At 27.1% G+C, this 17,067-nt stretch carries 18 protein-coding genes; 15 read left to right on the top strand and 3 right to left on the bottom strand.

Features of this window, described 5'->3' with window-relative positions; translation table 11 throughout:
* Positions 1–80 precede the first annotated feature (80 nt).
* The gene (locus tag AELL_RS05135; RefSeq protein WP_118916914.1) at positions 81–644 is read right to left on the bottom strand and encodes a YqiA/YcfP family alpha/beta fold hydrolase; all 564 of its coding nucleotides are present in this window, start codon (positions 642–644) and stop codon (positions 81–83) included.
* A gap of 62 nt (positions 645–706) precedes the next feature.
* On the opposite strand from AELL_RS05135, the gene AELL_RS05130 reads away from it, so the two are divergent.
* On the top strand, positions 707–1,693 hold the full coding sequence (locus tag AELL_RS05130; protein WP_118916913.1) for a lipid A deacylase LpxR family protein: 987 nt from the start codon (positions 707–709) through the stop codon (positions 1,691–1,693).
* A gap of 5 nt (positions 1,694–1,698) precedes the next feature.
* Here AELL_RS05130 and AELL_RS05125 read toward each other — a convergent pair whose 3' ends face one another.
* A complete protein-coding gene (locus AELL_RS05125) occupies positions 1,699–2,175 on the bottom strand; it encodes a ribonuclease HI (RefSeq protein ID WP_118916912.1) in 477 nt (158 codons plus the stop codon).
* A 97-nt stretch (positions 2,176–2,272) separates the two neighbouring features.
* On the opposite strand from AELL_RS05125, the gene radA reads away from it, so the two are divergent.
* Together radA and ybeY are read left to right on the top strand one after the other, a co-directional pair.
* Positions 2,273–3,622, top strand: a complete 1,350-nt coding sequence (gene radA, locus AELL_RS05120; RefSeq protein ID WP_118916911.1) for a DNA repair protein RadA — start codon at positions 2,273–2,275, stop codon at positions 3,620–3,622.
* A gap of 45 nt (positions 3,623–3,667) precedes the next feature.
* Positions 3,668–4,087 (top strand): rRNA maturation RNase YbeY, encoded by a 420-nt coding sequence (gene ybeY / locus AELL_RS05115; RefSeq protein WP_118916910.1) that lies wholly within the window; start codon positions 3,668–3,670, stop codon positions 4,085–4,087.
* 24 nt (positions 4,088–4,111) lie between these two features.
* Here ybeY and AELL_RS05110 read toward each other — a convergent pair whose 3' ends face one another.
* Positions 4,112–4,516, bottom strand: a complete 405-nt coding sequence (locus tag AELL_RS05110; RefSeq protein WP_118916909.1) for a Fur family transcriptional regulator — start codon at positions 4,514–4,516, stop codon at positions 4,112–4,114.
* A gap of 253 nt (positions 4,517–4,769) precedes the next feature.
* Here AELL_RS05110 and AELL_RS05105 point away from each other — a divergent pair, with 253 nt between their 5' ends.
* From AELL_RS05105 to AELL_RS05050, 12 genes are all read left to right on the top strand, one after another.
* Positions 4,770–5,429 carry a ferritin family protein gene (locus AELL_RS05105; protein WP_118916908.1) on the top strand — a complete coding sequence of 220 codons (660 nt, stop codon included), beginning with the start codon at positions 4,770–4,772 and terminating at the stop codon, positions 5,427–5,429.
* 88 nt (positions 5,430–5,517) lie between these two features.
* On the top strand, positions 5,518–7,092 hold the full coding sequence (locus AELL_RS05100; protein WP_118916907.1) for an endonuclease/exonuclease/phosphatase family protein: 1,575 nt from the start codon (positions 5,518–5,520) through the stop codon (positions 7,090–7,092).
* A complete protein-coding gene (gene murJ / locus AELL_RS05095; protein ID WP_118916906.1) occupies positions 7,092–8,393 on the top strand; it encodes a murein biosynthesis integral membrane protein MurJ in 1,302 nt (433 codons plus the stop codon). The genes AELL_RS05100 and murJ overlap by 1 nt, the downstream gene beginning before the upstream one ends.
* 55 nt (positions 8,394–8,448) lie before the next feature.
* Positions 8,449–10,158 carry an ABC transporter ATP-binding protein gene (locus AELL_RS05090; protein WP_118916905.1) on the top strand — a complete coding sequence of 570 codons (1,710 nt, stop codon included), beginning with the start codon at positions 8,449–8,451 and terminating at the stop codon, positions 10,156–10,158.
* A gap of 44 nt (positions 10,159–10,202) precedes the next feature.
* On the top strand, positions 10,203–11,267 hold the full coding sequence (locus AELL_RS05085; RefSeq protein ID WP_118916904.1) for a quinone-dependent dihydroorotate dehydrogenase: 1,065 nt from the start codon (positions 10,203–10,205) through the stop codon (positions 11,265–11,267).
* Positions 11,267–12,610 carry a M16 family metallopeptidase gene (locus AELL_RS05080; protein WP_118916903.1) on the top strand — a complete coding sequence of 448 codons (1,344 nt, stop codon included), beginning with the start codon at positions 11,267–11,269 and terminating at the stop codon, positions 12,608–12,610. The genes AELL_RS05085 and AELL_RS05080 overlap by 1 nt, the downstream gene beginning before the upstream one ends.
* Positions 12,610–13,077, top strand: coding sequence for a globin domain-containing protein (locus AELL_RS05075; RefSeq protein WP_118916902.1), 468 nt, complete (start codon positions 12,610–12,612; stop codon positions 13,075–13,077). Before AELL_RS05080 ends, AELL_RS05075 begins: the two co-directional genes overlap by 1 nt.
* A 2-nt stretch (positions 13,078–13,079) precedes the next feature.
* Complete coding sequence (gene dapA, locus AELL_RS05070) at positions 13,080–13,967, top strand: 4-hydroxy-tetrahydrodipicolinate synthase (protein ID WP_118916901.1); 888 nt, start codon at positions 13,080–13,082, stop codon at positions 13,965–13,967.
* Positions 13,967–14,743 (top strand): enoyl-ACP reductase, encoded by a 777-nt coding sequence (locus tag AELL_RS05065; RefSeq protein ID WP_118916900.1) that lies wholly within the window; start codon positions 13,967–13,969, stop codon positions 14,741–14,743. Before dapA ends, AELL_RS05065 begins: the two co-directional genes overlap by 1 nt.
* Positions 14,743–15,285, top strand: a complete 543-nt coding sequence (gene pgsA / locus AELL_RS05060) for a CDP-diacylglycerol--glycerol-3-phosphate 3-phosphatidyltransferase (RefSeq protein ID WP_118916899.1) — start codon at positions 14,743–14,745, stop codon at positions 15,283–15,285. The genes AELL_RS05065 and pgsA overlap by 1 nt, the downstream gene beginning before the upstream one ends.
* Positions 15,286–15,294: 9 nt before the next feature.
* Entirely contained in the window at positions 15,295–16,353 is a 1,059-nt protein-coding gene (rseP, locus tag AELL_RS05055; RefSeq protein WP_118916898.1) for an RIP metalloprotease RseP, read from the top strand.
* An 11-nt stretch (positions 16,354–16,364) separates the two neighbouring features.
* Positions 16,365–17,048, top strand: a complete 684-nt coding sequence (locus tag AELL_RS05050; protein ID WP_118916897.1) for a YggS family pyridoxal phosphate-dependent enzyme — start codon at positions 16,365–16,367, stop codon at positions 17,046–17,048.
* The last annotated feature ends 19 nt before the right edge of the window (positions 17,049–17,067 follow it).

Here is a 17,067-nt window from a genome sequence, read left to right as displayed (position 1 = left end):
CCCTTTATTATTTTTGTACAACTTATTAAATAGCATATATAATAGCTAAATATTCTAAAATATTCGATAAATCAGTGCTTTTAATTATAAAAAAAACTATTTATTTTTCTAAAATATCTTTCAATTCCATCAAAAGAGTGACTTCCTCCCTCTTCAATTATCAAATCTGTCTCTTCAAGTTTTAAAGCTGCTTCACTAAAATCTAAAACCTCATCCTCTTCTTGTAATAAAGTTATAAAATTTGAAGGATTTTTTATAAATTGTACCTCATAATTTTTTAATGATTTTATATGATTTGAAGTAAATTCAAATCTTGAATTATCATAATAGTTTGTAACAAACTCCACACCTTCATATCTATGTAAAGTTCCCCAAGGATTAACTGCTGGATTTATTAAAACTGCTTTTAAATCATATTTATTTGCTAAATAAAGTGCGTAAAATCCACCTAAAGAGGAACCAACAAGATAGATAGGTTCTTCTTTATTTAAAGAAAACTCTATTATTTGTTCTAAAGTATCAATTGCTAAATTTGGAATAGTTGAAAGTGAAATTGTTATTATTTCTTCTTCAAAATACTCTTTAAATTTTTGTGGTTTTGAACCAAAGCCTGAACTTGCAAATCCATGAATATATATTATCATTTTATTTTCTTCCAATGTTTTTGTTATTATAATTACAAAATGTTACAATAAAAGGCTTAATAATGAAATTATTTTCAAAAATCATTTTTACTTCATCTTTTCTAGTTTTAAATCTAAATGCGGAAGTTTTTTCAGTTTTTTTGGAAAATGATGTTATAAATGGAGATGACAAACACTATACAAATGGAACTTATTTATCTTACTTAAGTGATAAGGATACAAACGACAGTTCAAAATACAATAATAGTTTTTTTGACTTTATCTCAAAAATTCCAACTTTTAATAATGATACAAAATACCAAACTTTAGGAATAACTTATTCCCATTATGCTTTTACTCCAACAAACTTGGATAAAAAAGAAAAAATTATAGGTGATTTACCTTATGCGGGAGTTGCAACTCTTGATTTTATTTTATTTAAGTGGGATGAAGATTTTTTCCATGAATATGCTATTACTTTAGGAGCAGTTGGACCTAGTACAAATACAGATACATTTCAAAAATCTTTCCACGATGCAATAGGAAGTAATGACCCACAAGGATGGGATAATCAATTAGAAGATGATTTTTTATATAACTTCTCTTACTCTTATGGTTATAGAGCATTTAAACATGAGTTTTCTTATGGAAAAATGGATTTAGTAAATACAGTTAGAGCAAATGTTGGAAATTATAATAGGTCTTTAATGGCTGGGTCGATGATTAGATATGGGAATAATTTTCCAAATAATTTTAATAGTGTAGGAAAATTTATAGGTGTAAATGAAAACAAACTTTTAAATCTTGATTCTAAAACAAATAAAAATTTAGGTTGGTCATTATCTTACGGTTTAGCTTACTCTTATACAGATTATTTTTATGTAAATAACCATGATAAATCTTATGAATTAGATGAATTAAAAGATAGTTTAGTTCATGTTATTTCTTGGGATACTTATCTTGATAAATTTGTTTTATCATTTAGTTTTAAAACTTCAAAAATAAATTTATCAAATGACTACAACGAATATGAAAATTGGGGTGGAATAAATATAGCTTATCTATTTTAGATAAGTTATATTTCATTTCTTAAAGCACTTCTTGAAGCCTTATCCACAAGATTAAAAATAGTATCAATATCATCTTTTAAACTATTTTTTTTATGCCCTTTTACTTTTATAAAAATTAAATTTAATTTATCTGTTTTTTCAAAAAATTCTTTATATAACTCATGATTATTCATAAGTTTTCCACTTGATGAATAAAAATTATTTTTTTCCAATTTCTCTTTTCTATCTTGTAAACCTATAATATTTTGGCAATCAGTATAAACTTCAATAATTACATCTTTATTTTTTATTTCTTCCAAACTCCAAAGAAAAGTTTGAAGTTCAAGTTTTGTAGAACTTGTATTTTCAAATCTTTTTATTTTTATATTTTTTTTTAAATTTTCTAAAGTTAAGTTTTCATCTTCAATAATTAAAAAACTACCAAAACCTATTTTTTCTTGTGGATTTACACTTGAGTCAGTAAATAATTTTATTTTTTTCATAAAAGATTGTATTATCTTTTATATTACAAAGTGTCATATTTTAGAAAGCCTATAAAAAATTTGATTATAATTGCGCTTATGTTTAGAAGGATTACAAATGGCTAAGAAAAAAATAACACTTTTTGAATGTCAACACTGTGGAGAACAATCTACAAAATGGCTTGGAAAATGTCCAAATTGTGGCTCTTGGGATAGTTTTATTGAACTTAATCAAGAGCAACAAGAAGTTTTAAAAAATAGTTCAAAAATTATAAATACAACTTCAAAAGCAAAACCAATAACTCAAATTGAACAAGATGACGTTACAAGATTTTCTTCATACAATTATGAATTTGACTTAGTTTTAGGAGGAGGAATAGTTCCTGGAAGTTTAACTTTAATCGGTGGAAGTCCAGGAGTTGGGAAATCAACACTTTTACTTAAAGTTGCTGGAAGTATTGCAAAATCTGGTAAAAAAGTGCTTTATGTTTCAGGAGAAGAGAGTGCTGGACAAATAAAACTACGAGCCAATAGACTTGATGCAAACCATGATGACCTATTCTTATTAAGTGAAATAAAACTTGAAGAGATTCAAGATGAACTTTTAAGAGAAAATTATGAAATTTGTATAATTGACTCTATACAAACTATCTATTCTTCAAATCTAACATCAGCTCCAGGAAGTGTTTCACAGGTGAGAGAAATTACCTTTGAACTAATGAGAAAAGCAAAAGAGTCAAATATCGCTATGTTTATAATTGGACATATCACAAAAGATGGAAGTATTGCAGGTCCTAGAGTCTTAGAACATATGGTTGATACTGTTTTATATTTTGAGGGAGAAGCAAGCAGGGAACTGCGAATGCTAAGAGGTTTTAAAAACCGATTTGGAAGTACAAGTGAAATTGGTATTTTTGAAATGACGCAAGAGGGATTAATTAGTGCAAAAGATATAGCTTCAAAATTTTTTGATAAAAGTAAATCTCAAAGTGGCTCAGCTTTAACAGTAACAATGGAAGGAAGTCGTGCAATCATCCTTGAAGTTCAAGCACTTGTAACTGAAAGCACTTATCCAAATCCAAAAAGAAGTGCAACTGGTTTTGATGCAAATAGACTTACTATGCTTTTAGCTTTACTTGAAAAAAAGATAGATTTGCCACTAAATAATTATGATGTTTTTATAAATATAAGTGGTGGAATAAAAATCAAAGAGAGTTCAGCAGATTTAGCTGTAATTGCTGCAATAATATCTTCTTATAGAGATAGACCTATTTCAAAAGAGTCAGCTTTTATTGGTGAAGTTTCCCTAACAGGTGAAATAAAAGATGTTTATTCTATTGATTTAAGATTAAAAGAAGCACAAGCTCAAGGTATAAAAAAAGCGGTGATTGCTCAAAAAACAAATCTGAAACTTGACATTAAAACTTTTGCGGTTGATGAAGTCTCTAAAATGATAGAATTATTTTAGAATTTATGTGTCTCAAAAATGATAGAACTATTTTAAAGGAAAAAAATGATTGATATAGATAATAGCACTGAATTTGAAATTAATATTTCAACAATTGAAAAGATAACAGATTCACTTACAAATAAAGATATTGAACTTCTTGTAGTAAAAAATGATGAAATTCAAGCTTTAAATAAAGTGCATAGAAATATAGACAAAGCTACTGATGTTTTAAGTTTTCCACTTGATTATGATTTTCCTGATGCACCGTTAGGTTCAATTGTAATTTCAACTGATTTTGTGGAAGAAAAAGCAAAAGAGTATGGACATAGTTTTGATGAGGAATTTACACTTTTATTTATTCATGGAATTTTACATCTTTTAGGTTATGACCATGAAGTTGATAATGGTGAACATAGAAATAAAGAAGAAGAGTTAATAAAAGAGTTTAACTTACCAAATAGTTTAATAGTAAGAAACTCTTAAAAAATAGCCTAGTTATAAACTAGACTATTTTGAACAGTGAGGACATAAACCACTTAAAACGATACTTGTTGAATCAATTTTAAATGAGCTTAAGTTATTTGCTTGTTCTTGAATAGATGAAGCATCTAATATGATATCTTCAATATATCCACAAGAAGAACATACTAAATGTGCATGTTCAGTTTTTACCAATTCATACACTGATTTAGAATTTGGCAACTTAACTTCTGAAAGAAAAACTTTTTCAACCATTGCATTAATATTTTTATAAATAGTTGCTAATGATACTGAAGGGAACTTAGATAATAGTTTTTTGTATAAATCATCAATGTTCATATGACCATTTTTATAAAGTTCTTCAACAATCGCTACTCTTTGTGGAGTAACTTTTAAATCATATTCTTTTAATAAATTTGTATAATTTGTCATAAATTCTTCCTTTCGCGGAATGATACTACTTTAATATTTATTTCCACATAAATTATATAGCTTTTTAGATATTTTTTCTAAAAAACTCTACTTGTGTTATTATAACATAAAAATTTGCATTGGAAAATAATTTTCTTTTAAGTTTTAATATTTTACAATTAAAATAATAAAATTTATCCTTTAATAAAATTAATTATTAAAGTTTAGTTTATTTAATGATATAATAAAAGAATTTAAAATAAAAGGGAAAAAAATGAAACAATACGAAACTTATAAATGTAATAAATGTGGAAATGAAGTAGAAGTACAAAACGTTGGTGGTGGAACTTTACACTGCTGTGGTCAAGAGATGGAAATGATTACAACAAATTTAACTGCTGTTAATTTGATGAAAGCATTTGCAGGTGAATCAATGGCAAGAAATAAATATGATTTATATGGTGATATTGCTTACGAACAAGGGTATCATAGAATTGCAAAGTTTTTCCATGAAGCTGCAGTTAATGAAAAATATCACGCACGTGCAGAATACAAAGCTTACAACAAATTAGTAAATGATTATGAACTTGATTCAACTGCTAAAAATATTGTAACTGCAGCAGATGGAGAGCAATATGAACATGAAGAAATGTATCCAAATTTTGAAGCAATTGCAAAAGAAGAAGGATTAAAAGAGATTGCAAGATTATTTAAAGCAATTGGAAAAGTTGAAGTTGAACATGAAAAAGAGTATAGAGAACTTTTACAAGCTTTAGAAGATGAAGGTTTCTTTGAATCTGAAGAGGAAGAAGAGTGGGTATGTGAAGTTTGTGGACATGTGCATAGAGGTAAAAAACCACCAAAAGAGTGTCCATTATGTAGAGTAGAAAAAGAGTACTTCAAGAAAAAATGTGATGATGTAACAAGAGGATAAACTCCAAATTAGGTAAAACTTTTAAAGTTTTACCTCTTAAAAATAATATCTTCGATAAGATTACAAAAAAATTGTCGGAGATTCTTTTTTGTATAAATTTTTAATCTTTTTTCTTTTATTTATATATTCAAATGCAAACAATTTAAAAATTGCAACATACAATGTTGAAAATTTATTTGACTTAAAAACAGACAAAGATGAATATACTGAATTTATACCAAACAGTAAATCTTTATGGAATGAAAAAAACTTCAATATAAAACTAAATCATGTAATTGAAGTTTTAGAAAATCTTGATGCAGATATTATTGCTTTACAAGAGATTGAAAATAGAGATTTAATGATTCTTTTGCAAAAAAAACTTCCAAAATATAAATATTATTCTTATATTAAATATTCAGATTCTGCAATTGGTTTAGGATTTTTATCAAAAGTAGAAATTAAAAGCACAAATCATATAGATGTAAAATTTAGAACAAGAGTTTTTAGACCTATTCTTGAAACTACTTTTATATATGATGATGTTGAATTTAAAGTTTTTAATAACCATTGGCCTTCAAAAGCTGTAGGAGAAAGTTATAGAGTTAAATATGCAAAAGTTTTACAAGATAGAGTAAAAGAGATAACAAAAGATTATGATTATATTTTAATTGGTGATTTTAATTCTGATTATAACGAATTTGAAACATTTAAAAAAAGTCAAAAATTAAATAATACCTCAGGAGTTACAGGAATTAATCAAATTTTAAATACAACAATAGATGAAAAATTTGTAACTTATGAAAATATTTTAAAAGAGGAAAAAAGAGTTCATTATAATTTATGGTTAGATATAAATTCAAGTGAAAGATTTTCAACAAAATTTAAAAATCAAAACAATACCCCAGATAGCATTTTAATTCCCCCTGCTCTTTTTGATAATAAAAATCTATCATATATTCCAAATTCTTTTAAAATTTTTAAACCTAATTATTTATATGAAAATGGAAAAATAATTAGATGGGAAATGAGCAAAAATGGCTTTAATAAAATCCATAAAGGGGAAGGTTTTTCAGACCATCTTCCAATTTTTGCAGAATTTTCAATAAAAGAAAAAGATAGAAATAGTATAAAACAAATTGAACAAAATAAAGAAGAAATCAAAACTATTAGTGATTTATATAAAGAAGAAAAGTTATCAAAACCGATTTTTATAAATGATGTTATTGTTATTTACAAAGATGATGACAAAGCTATAATAAAAAGAGAAAATGACAGAGCAATTTTTATTTATAAAAATGCTCAACATCTAAAACTTGGTTTTTCTTACAATATTCAAGTTAATCAAATTTATACTCATTATGGTTTAAAAGAGATTAGAGATTTTGTAATTGAAGAAGAAAAAGATTTAAAAAATTATAAAGATTTATTTTTAGATGGATCAAATATTAATATTTTTGATTTTAAATATGAAAATGAAGTAATAACAAATCTAAAAGGTAAAGTAAAAAATTCAAAATTATTTATAAATGAAAAACAATACATAAAACTTTATGCAAAAGATAGAAATATACTTCCAAAAAATGGAGAGGATATTACTATTTTAAATGGTCATTTATCTTCTTTTAGAGGAAATATGCAAATTCATATTCATAATACAACAGATTACAAAGTAGGAAATTAATGTTAATTAAATCAATTTTTACAAATAGCTCAGGTATTTTAGTTTCAAGGATTTTAGGTTTTGTAAGAGATTTACTAACAGCCTCAATTTTAGGGGCAAATATCTATTCTGATATTTTCTTTATCGCTTTTAAATTACCAAATTTATTTAGAAGTATTTTTGCTGATGGAGCTTTTACACAAGCTTTTATTCCCTCATATGCAAAATCAAAACATAAAATCAGATTCTCATCAGTTGTTTTTTTACAACTATTTGGATTTTTGATTATTTTATCTTTGATTGTAACTATGTTTTCTCATATTGTAGCAAAAGCCTTTGCAATAGGATTTAGCCAAGAAACAGTTGATTTAGCAGCTCCACTTTTTGCAATAAATTTTTATTATTTGCCTATTATTTTTACTGTTACATTTATGGCTGCACTTTTACAATATAAACACCATTTTGCAACGAGTGCTTATTCAACAGCTCTTTTAAATCTTGGAATGATTGCTGCTCTTTTAATTTCAAAAAATATGGATAAATATGAAATTACATTTTATTTATCTTATGGGGTTATTTTTGGAGGAATTTTACAAATTATTGTTCATTTAATTGCTGTTAAAAAAGCAAATTTATGTAAAATTTTTCATTTCAAAAAACATAAGAAAAAAGAAGAGACAAAATTTTATAAAAACTTTTTTTCTGCAACTTTAGGTTCATCAACTATGCATTTATCAGCATTTATAGATACTTGGTTAGCTTCATTTTTAATAAGTGGTTCTATCTCTTATCTATATTACGCAAATAGAGTTTTCCAACTGCCTCTTGCTATTTTTGCAATTGCAACATCAATCGCCCTATTTCCAATGGTAGCAAAGGCAATAAAAAATAAAGATGAAAATAGAGCTTTACATTTGATGAAAAAATCTTCATTTATTTTATTTGCTGTTTTATCTATTTCTATGTTAATTGGAATAGTTTTTAATGAATTTATAATAAAACTTCTTTTTGAAAGAGGTGCTTTTACAAGTGAAGATACACAAAATACAGCTTTAATTTTAACTATGTATTTAATTGGTCTTTTACCTTTTGGATTAGCAAAAATCTTCTCACTTTGGTTATATTCAAATGAACAACAATTTTTAACTGCAAAAATTTCTATGAAAAGTTTAGCTTGGAATATTGTTTTTTCTTTAATATTAATCAAACCTTACGGAGCAGCGGGACTTGCATTTGCAAGTACATTAAGTGGGTTTATTCTTTTTTATCTAACAATCAAAGCTTTTGGTTTTGATAAATTTATAAAAATGTTCAAAAACTAAATTTAGAAAGATTAAGCTATAATACACGCTTTACATATAATTTATTAGGATATTTATGAAAGATTTTTTTAAACAGTATATTCCATATTACAAAAACTATAAACTACAATTTTTTTATTCATTAATTGGAATTATTTTAGTTGCAAGTTCAACTGCTGGAACTGCTTATGCAATTCAACCTCTTTTAGATGAAATTTTTATAAATAAAGACCAAGAAATGCTTTATTTAATGCCTTTATTTGTTGTAATTTTATATACAGCAAAAGGTTTTGGAAGATATATTCAAGCATACTATATCTCTTTTATTGGTCAAGATATAACAAGAATTGTAAGAGATAAACTTTTTTCTCATATTTTAACTTTGGATATGGATTTTTTCCAAAAAATTCATGGTGGAGAACTTGTAAGTAGAATTACAAATGATATAAATAGAATTCAAAGAGCTGTTTCAAATAGTATTGCAGAATTTTTAAGGGAGTGTTTAACAATTATTGGACTTATAGGACTTGTTATTTATCACTCTCCTGAACTTGCTTTTTATGGATTAGTTGTATTACCACTTGCTATTTATCCATTATCTGTTCTTGCAAAAAAGATGAAAAAATTATCTTTTAAATCTCAAGAGAGTAACTCAGATATTACAACAAGCCTAAATGAATCATTTAATAATATAGAAATAATAAAAGCAAATTCAACTGAAAAAATAGAGATGACTAAATTTTCAGTTCATAATATGATATTTTTCAAATACAATATGAAATCTGTTAAAACAAATGAATTAACTTCACCTGTTATGGAAATAATAGGAGCATTTGCATTTGCTGCTGTTATTTTAGTTGGTGGTTCGAAAGTAATTTCAGGAGAGATTACAACTGGAACTTTTAGTTCATTTGTAGCTGCACTTTTTATGCTTTACACACCAATTAAAAAAATATCAAGTCTTTACAATAGTATGCAAGATGCCATTGCAGCAAATGAAAGAATCAATGATATGTTCTCTAAAAAACCTACAATTATATCAGGAACAATTGAAGCACCAAAAGATATCAATGAGATTAAATTTGAAAATGTAGAACTAAAATATGAAGATTTTACAGCTTTAAAAAATATAAATCTAAATGCAAAAAAAGGTGAAATTGTTGCCCTTGTTGGAGATAGTGGTGGAGGAAAATCATCTCTTATAAATCTAATAATAAGATTTTATGATACAACAAAAGGAAATTTATTTATAAATAACAACTCAATAAAAGATTTTGAAATAAAATCTTTAAGAGAAAATATTTCAATAGTAACTCAAAGGGTTTATATCTTTAATGACACAATTGCAGCTAATATTGCTTATGGGCATGAAATTGATGAAATTAGAGTTATTGAAGTTTTAAAACAAGCTCACGCTTACGATTTTGTAATGAATATGAAAAAAGGAATTCACACTATTTTAGATGAATTTGGAACAAATTTAAGTGGTGGACAACGTCAAAGAATAGCAATTGCAAGAGCTTTATATAAAAATCCAAAGATTTTGATTTTAGATGAAGCAACTTCAGCTCTTGATAATAAAAGTGAGTCAATTATCAGTGAAGTTATACAAGAAGTAAGCCAAGATAAAATTACTTTTATAATAGCTCATAGATTAAGCACAATTAAAAATGCAAATAAAATTGCTGTATTTAAAAATGGAGAAATTGTTTCTATTGGAACTGAAAATGAACTATTAAATTCTTGTGGTGAATATCAAAGATTATATAATTCAGCGAATATTTGATGATTATTGGATAAAATATCCAAATTTTAAAAAAGGGATTAATTTTGTTTAGCTACGACACACTAAAAAAAATCTTATTCAAATTTGAGCCAGAAACTGCACATCACATAGCAGAATTTGGACTTAAAGCTTTAGGTAATTGTAGAATTGCTAAAGCTTATATGGAAAAGAAAAACTATATATCTAATACTAAATTAACACAAGATGTTTTTGGTGTAAAATTTGAAAATCCTGTTGGACTTGCTGCTGGTTTTGATAAAAATGCAACAATGATAAAAGCTATGAAATCTTTAGGATTTGGATTTACAGAGATTGGAACTATGACTCCAAGACCTCAAGATGGAAATCCAAAACCAAGAATGTTTAGATATCCTGAACAAAAATCTGTTCAAAATGCAATGGGATTTAATAATCTTGGAGCTCATACAGTTTTAAAAAACTTAAAAAAAGTTTATCCATTTTCTATACCAATTGGTGCAAATATTGGAAAAAACAAAACAACTCCTGAAGAGTATGCATTAAGTGATTATAAAACTTTAATTAACAAATTTAAAGATAGTTGTGATTATTTAGTAATAAATATTTCAAGTCCAAATACACCAAATTTAAGAGATTTACAAAATGAAAAGTTTATTACTGAACTTTTTGTTATGGCAAAAGAGTTAACAAGTAAACCAATTTTATTAAAAATTGCTCCTGATATGGAAGCAAAGGTTGCTATTGATTTATGTAAATGTGCTGTAAATGCAGGTGCAGATGGAATTATTGCTACAAATACAACAATTGATTATAGTTTAGTTCCAAATTGCCAAAATTTTGGTGGTTTAAGTGGTGCTTGTTTAACGCAAAAATCTGGAAATTTATTTAAAGAGTTAGCACGTGAGTTATTTGGGAAAACTATTTTAATCTCTGTTGGTGGAATTTCAAATGGTGCACAGGCTTATGAAAGAATAAAAAATGGAGCAACTTTAGTACAAGCTTACTCTGGGTTAATTTTTGAAGGTCCTTCAATGGTTAGAAAAATAAATGAAGAAATTTTAGAACTTCTTCAAAAAGATGGCTTTGAAAATATAAAAGATGCTATTGGAGCAAATTTAAAGGAAAAATAATGAATAGGATTAAAATATCTAAACTATTAAAACTATTTGCTATTCAATTTTTTTTATTAATAATGATTTCGGGAGAATCTATGGGAAGTAATTTACCAAAATATTATACAAAAACACTAGAAAATGGTCTACAAATCGTAGCAATTCCTATGGAAAATGGTTCAAATGTTATTTCAACTGATATTTTTTATAAAGTTGGAAGTCGAGATGAAAAAATGGGAAAAAGTGGAATTGCTCATATGTTAGAACATCTAAACTTCAAATCTACAAAAAATCTAAAAGCTGGTGAGTTTGATGAGATAGTAAAAGGTTTTGGAGGAGTAAATAATGCTTCTACATCTTTTGATTATACACACTATTTTATCAAATCAAGTTCTAAAAATATGGATAAATCTTTAGAGTTATTTGCTGATTTAATGGAAAATCTAACTTTAAAAGATGAAGAGTTTCAACCAGAACGAGATGTTGTAGCTGAAGAGAGACGTTGGAGAACAGATAATAATCCAATGGGATATTTACAATTTAGATTATTCAATAATGCTTATATTTATCATCCATATCACTGGACTCCAATTGGATTTATGAGTGATATTCAAAACTGGACAATTGAAGATATAAGAGATTTTCATAGTACATATTATCAACCAAAAAATGCAATTGTTGTAGTTGCTGGGGATATTAGTAAAGATGAAATTTTTGAATCTGTTGAAAAACATTTCAAAAATATTAAAAATACAAAAGAGATTCCTTCAAAACTTCATACGGTTGAGCCAAAACAAGATGGAGAAAAAAGAGTTACAATTTATAAAGAATCTGCTGTTCAAATGATAGCAATTACTTATCATATTCCAAATTTTGAACATGAAGACCAAGTTGCACTTTCAGCATTAAGTGAGTTTTTAAGTTCAGGGAAAAGTTCAATTTTACAAAAAAGATTAGTCGATGAAAAAAGATTAGTAAATACAATTTATGCCTATAATATGGATTTAAAAGACCCTGGATTGTTTATGTTTATAGCAGTTGCAAATGAAGGAATTTCTGCTTTAGAAATTGAAAAAGAAATTTTAGATACAATTGCGCAAATCAAAAAAGGTGAAATCTCGCAAAAAGATATAGATAAAATAAAAATCAATACAAAAGCAGATTTTATTTTTTCTTTAGAAAGTTCAAGTGAAGTTGCTTCTTTATATGGTTCTTATTTTGTAAGAGATAATATTCAACCTCTTTTAGATTATGAAAAAAATGTAGAAAAACTAACAAAAGAAGATTTAATTAATGTTGCTAATAAATACTTAAATCAAAACAATTCTACAACTGTTATTTTGAAACAAGAGGAAAAATAATGGATTTTACGATTACTAAAACAAATTTTGGTGAAAAGCCAGAATTTGAATACCCTAAACCACTTTTTTTAGAAGAAATGGGTGAAGAGGGATTAAAAAAACTTTTTAGTGATTTTTATGATTTAGTTGTTGAAAGTGATATAGGAAACTTTTTTCCTCAAAATGAAGAAGAGTTAGAAAAAGTAAAAGCTCATAATGTTAAGTTTTTTATTGAAGCTTGTGGTGGAGAAAAACACTATTCAAAGGCTGTTGGGCATTTTGATATGTTAAAAACTCACAAACAATTTTCAATAACAGAAAAAGCAAGACGAGAGTGGCTTGGATGTATGGAAGAAGTTTTAAGAAAAGTTAACATTTCACCTGAAGCAAAACAAAGTTTTTGGAATTTTTTAGAGACTTTTTCAAAACATACAGTAAATGTTGATGAAAGACAAGAATTAGAAGATTTAGTAGTAAAAAAAGGATAAATATGGATATTATTACCGGTTCAATGACCGCACTAATTACACCATTTAAAAATGGTAAAGTTGATTTACAAAAATATGAGTCTTTAATAAAAAGACAAATAGCGCAAGGAATTGATGCAGTTGTTCCAGTTGGAACAACAGGAGAAAGTGCAACATTATCACATAGTGAACATAAAGAGTGTATTGAAGTTGCGGTTGCAGTTTGTAAAGGAAGTGGTGTAAAGGTTATTGCGGGAGCTGGTTCAAATGCTACACATGAGGCATGTGATATTGCAAAACATGCACAAGAAGTAGGAGCAGATGGATTATTATCAGTAACACCTTATTATAATAAACCAACTCAAGAAGGACTATATCAACACTATAAAGCGATTGCAAATTCTGTTGAGATTCCTTTTATGTTATATAATGTTCCAGGACGTACAGGTGTTGATTTAGAAGCACAAACTGCAATTAGACTATTTGATGATGTAAAAAATATTTATGCTATAAAAGAAGCAACTGGAAGTTTAGAAAGAGCAATTTCATTGATTTCTCAAAGAAAAGATTTTTTAGTAATCTCAGGAGATGACTCAATTGACTATCCAATGTTAGCAAGTGGAGCCAAAGGAATAATTTCTGTAACGGCAAATTTATTGCCTAATTTAAAATCTAAATTAGTAAAAGATGCCTTAAATGGTAATTTTGATAGTGCAAGAAAATTACATGAAGATTTGTATGACATAAATAATGTATTATTTTGTGAAAGCAATCCTATTCCAATAAAAGCTGCAATGTATATTGCTGGATTACTTGATACATTAGAATACAGACTTCCATTAACAAGTCCAAGTAATGAGACAATGAAAAAATTAGAAAAAACTTTAGAAAAATATGAGGTAATTAAATAATGAATAATATGCAAGGAAAAACTTTAGTAATTTCTGGGGGAACAAAAGGAATTGGTAAAGAGTGTGTTTACAAATTTGCTAGTAATGGTGTAAATGTAGCATTTACATACAATTCAAATGGTGAAATAGCAGAAGAGATTTGTAAAGATGTTGAAACTAAATTTGGTGTTAAATGTAAAGCTTACCCATTTAATATTTTAGAACCTGAAAAATATGCTGAATTATTTGAAGAGATAGATAAAGATTTTGATAGAGTTGATTTCTTTATATCAAATGCTATGATTTATGGAAGAGCTGTTGTTGGTGGATATGGTAAATTTATGAAATTAAAACCAAGAGGATTAAATAACATCTATACTGCAACTGTTAATGCATTTGTTTGTGGAGCACAACAAGCTGCAAAAAGAATGCAAAAAGTTGGTGGTGGAGCAATCGTTTCTTTATCTTCAACTGGAAACTTAGTTTACATTGAAAACTATGCAGGTCATGGTACAAATAAAGCTGCTGTTGAAGCTATGGTTAGATATGCTGCAACTGAACTTGGCGAGTTTAATATTAGAGTAAATGCTGTTTCAGGTGGTCCAATTGATACTGATGCATTAAAAGCATTTACAAACTATGAAGAAGTAAAAGCAAAAACAGCTGAATACTCTCCATTAAATAGAATTGGTCAACCAGAAGATTTAGCACAATCTTGTTATTTCTTATGTACAAATGACGCTTCTTGGATTACAGGTCATACATTAATCGTTGATGGTGGGACAACATTTAAGTAATGTCAAAAGCACTAAATCTTCCAAATATACTGGCACTTTTTAGAATAGCATTAGCTCCGCTAATGCTATGGTTTTTTATAGATAGAAACAATCCAATTTTCTCTTCTTGGCATCCTTCTTGGTTTGATTATTTTGCTGGGCTAATTTTTGTTATTGCATCTGTTACAGATTTTTTTGATGGTTTCATAGCAAGAAGTTGGAATCAAATGACAAAATTAGGTGGTATTTTAGATCCACTAGCTGATAAAATGCTTGTACTTGCAGGTTTTTTAGGACTTATGGTAATTGATAGAGCTTCTGCTTGGGCTGTTTTTTTGATACTTTCAAGGGAGTTTTTTATAACAGGGCTTAGAGTTGTTGCTGTTAGTGAAGGTAAAGATGTAGCTTCAACTATGGCAGGAAAAGTAAAAACTGTTGTGCAAATGATAGCTATAGGATTTTTAACGATGAATTGGCCTTTTGCAACAGAAATTTTATGGTTAGCAGTTATTTTAACAATATATTCAGGATATGAATATACAAGAGATTATTTCAAAAATTAAGGGATTTTTTTGGGTACTATTACTTTTTTATTAGTTTTATCATTTTTAGTTTTTTTCCATGAATTAGGACACTTTTTAGCAGCTCGTTATTTTGGGGTTAAAGTTCATGTTTTTTCAATTGGTTTTGGTAAACAACTATATGCAAAAGAGTGGATGGGTACAACTTGGCAATTTGCATTAGTTCCACTTGGTGGATATGTAAAAATGAAAGGACAAGATGATTCAAATCCTTCGTTAATCGAAGAAGGTAATGATTCATATAATACAAAAAAACCTTGGCAAAGAATTATAATTTTATTTGCTGGTCCTTTTGCAAACTTTTTACTTGCTGCTGTTTTATATTTTACAATCGCGATGATGGGAGCAACTACTTGGGCTGCACAAGTTGGTAAAGTTCAAGAAAATTCTCCAGCATTTCATGCAGGGATTTTACCAAATGATGAAATATTAAGAATCAATGATACTGATATAACATCTTGGGAAGATATTGGAAAAACTATTGTAAATACAGATGGAGCTTTAAAATTTTTTATTAAGAGAGATGGTGAGATTATTGCAAAAACAATAAATCCACATATTGCTGATAGTGAAAATATGTTTAAAGAGAAAATCAAAAAAAGAATGATTGGAATTTCTCCTTCAGGGAAAATAATCACTTTAGATTTAACTTTTTCTCAATCTTTAATTTATGCCTATGAAAAAACAATTTTTGCTTCAACTATGATTTTCCAAGGTGTACAAAAACTAATTTCTGGTGTTGTTCCAACAAGTGAAGTTGGTGGAGTTATCTCAATTGGAAAGGTTATTTCAGATGCAAGCGAAAGCTCAATAATTGCATTATTTACAATAACTGCACTTATTTCAGTAAATCTTGGAGTATTAAATCTTCTTCCAATTCCTGCACTTGATGGTGGACATATAATGTTTAATTTGTATGAGATGATTACAAGAAGAAAACCAAGTGATCAGGTTTTTATGTTTTTGACAATTATGGGATGGGTGATTTTAGGAAGTTTAATGCTTCTTGGAATTTATAATGACATAAATAGAATTTTTTTAAATGATTAAAAGAGAATAAAATGAATAAAGAAACAGCAACAAAAAATTTAGATAATGTTATAACAAAAGTTGAAGGTGCAAGACTTAGAATTTCAGAGCATCATATAGTTAAAATTATTGGTATTTCAAAATACTCAACAAGCCAAGATATAAAGACTCTTTATGAAGCAGGTCAGCGAGCTTTTGGAGAAAACAAAGTTCAAGATTTAAAACAAAAAATGGAAGAATTAGATGATTTACCAATTGAGTGGCATTTTGTTGGAACTTTACAAAAAAATAAAATCAATAATTTAATAGACTTAAATCCTACATTAATTCATTCTTTAGACTCTTTAGAATTAGCAGTAGAATTAAATAAAAAACTTGAAGCTAAAAACAAAAAATTATCTGCCCTACTTCAAATAAACTCAGCTTATGAAGAAACTAAATCTGGTGTTCTTCCTGAAATCGCAGTTGAAGTTTATAAACAAATACTAGAACTTTGTCCAAATATAGTTTTAAAAGGTGTAATGAGTATTGGTGCTCATGTAGAAGATGAAAAAATCATCAAAGAATCATTTAAAACTACAAAGAAAATCTATGATGAATTAGTTCCATTTGGAGCAAAATATTGTTCTATGGGAATGAGTTCTGATTTTGAACTTGCAATTACATGTGGTTCAAATATGATAAGAGTTGGTTCTACTTTATTTAAAGAAAAATAACTCTTTTCTTAAGCTAAAT

The sequence above is a fragment of the Arcobacter ellisii genome (genome assembly GCF_003544915.1).
In the GTDB taxonomy this organism is placed as follows: Bacteria; Campylobacterota; Campylobacteria; order Campylobacterales; family Arcobacteraceae; genus Aliarcobacter; species Aliarcobacter ellisii.
Note: the sequence above shows the minus strand (reverse complement) of the source record. Positions and strands in the feature narration are given on the sequence as shown.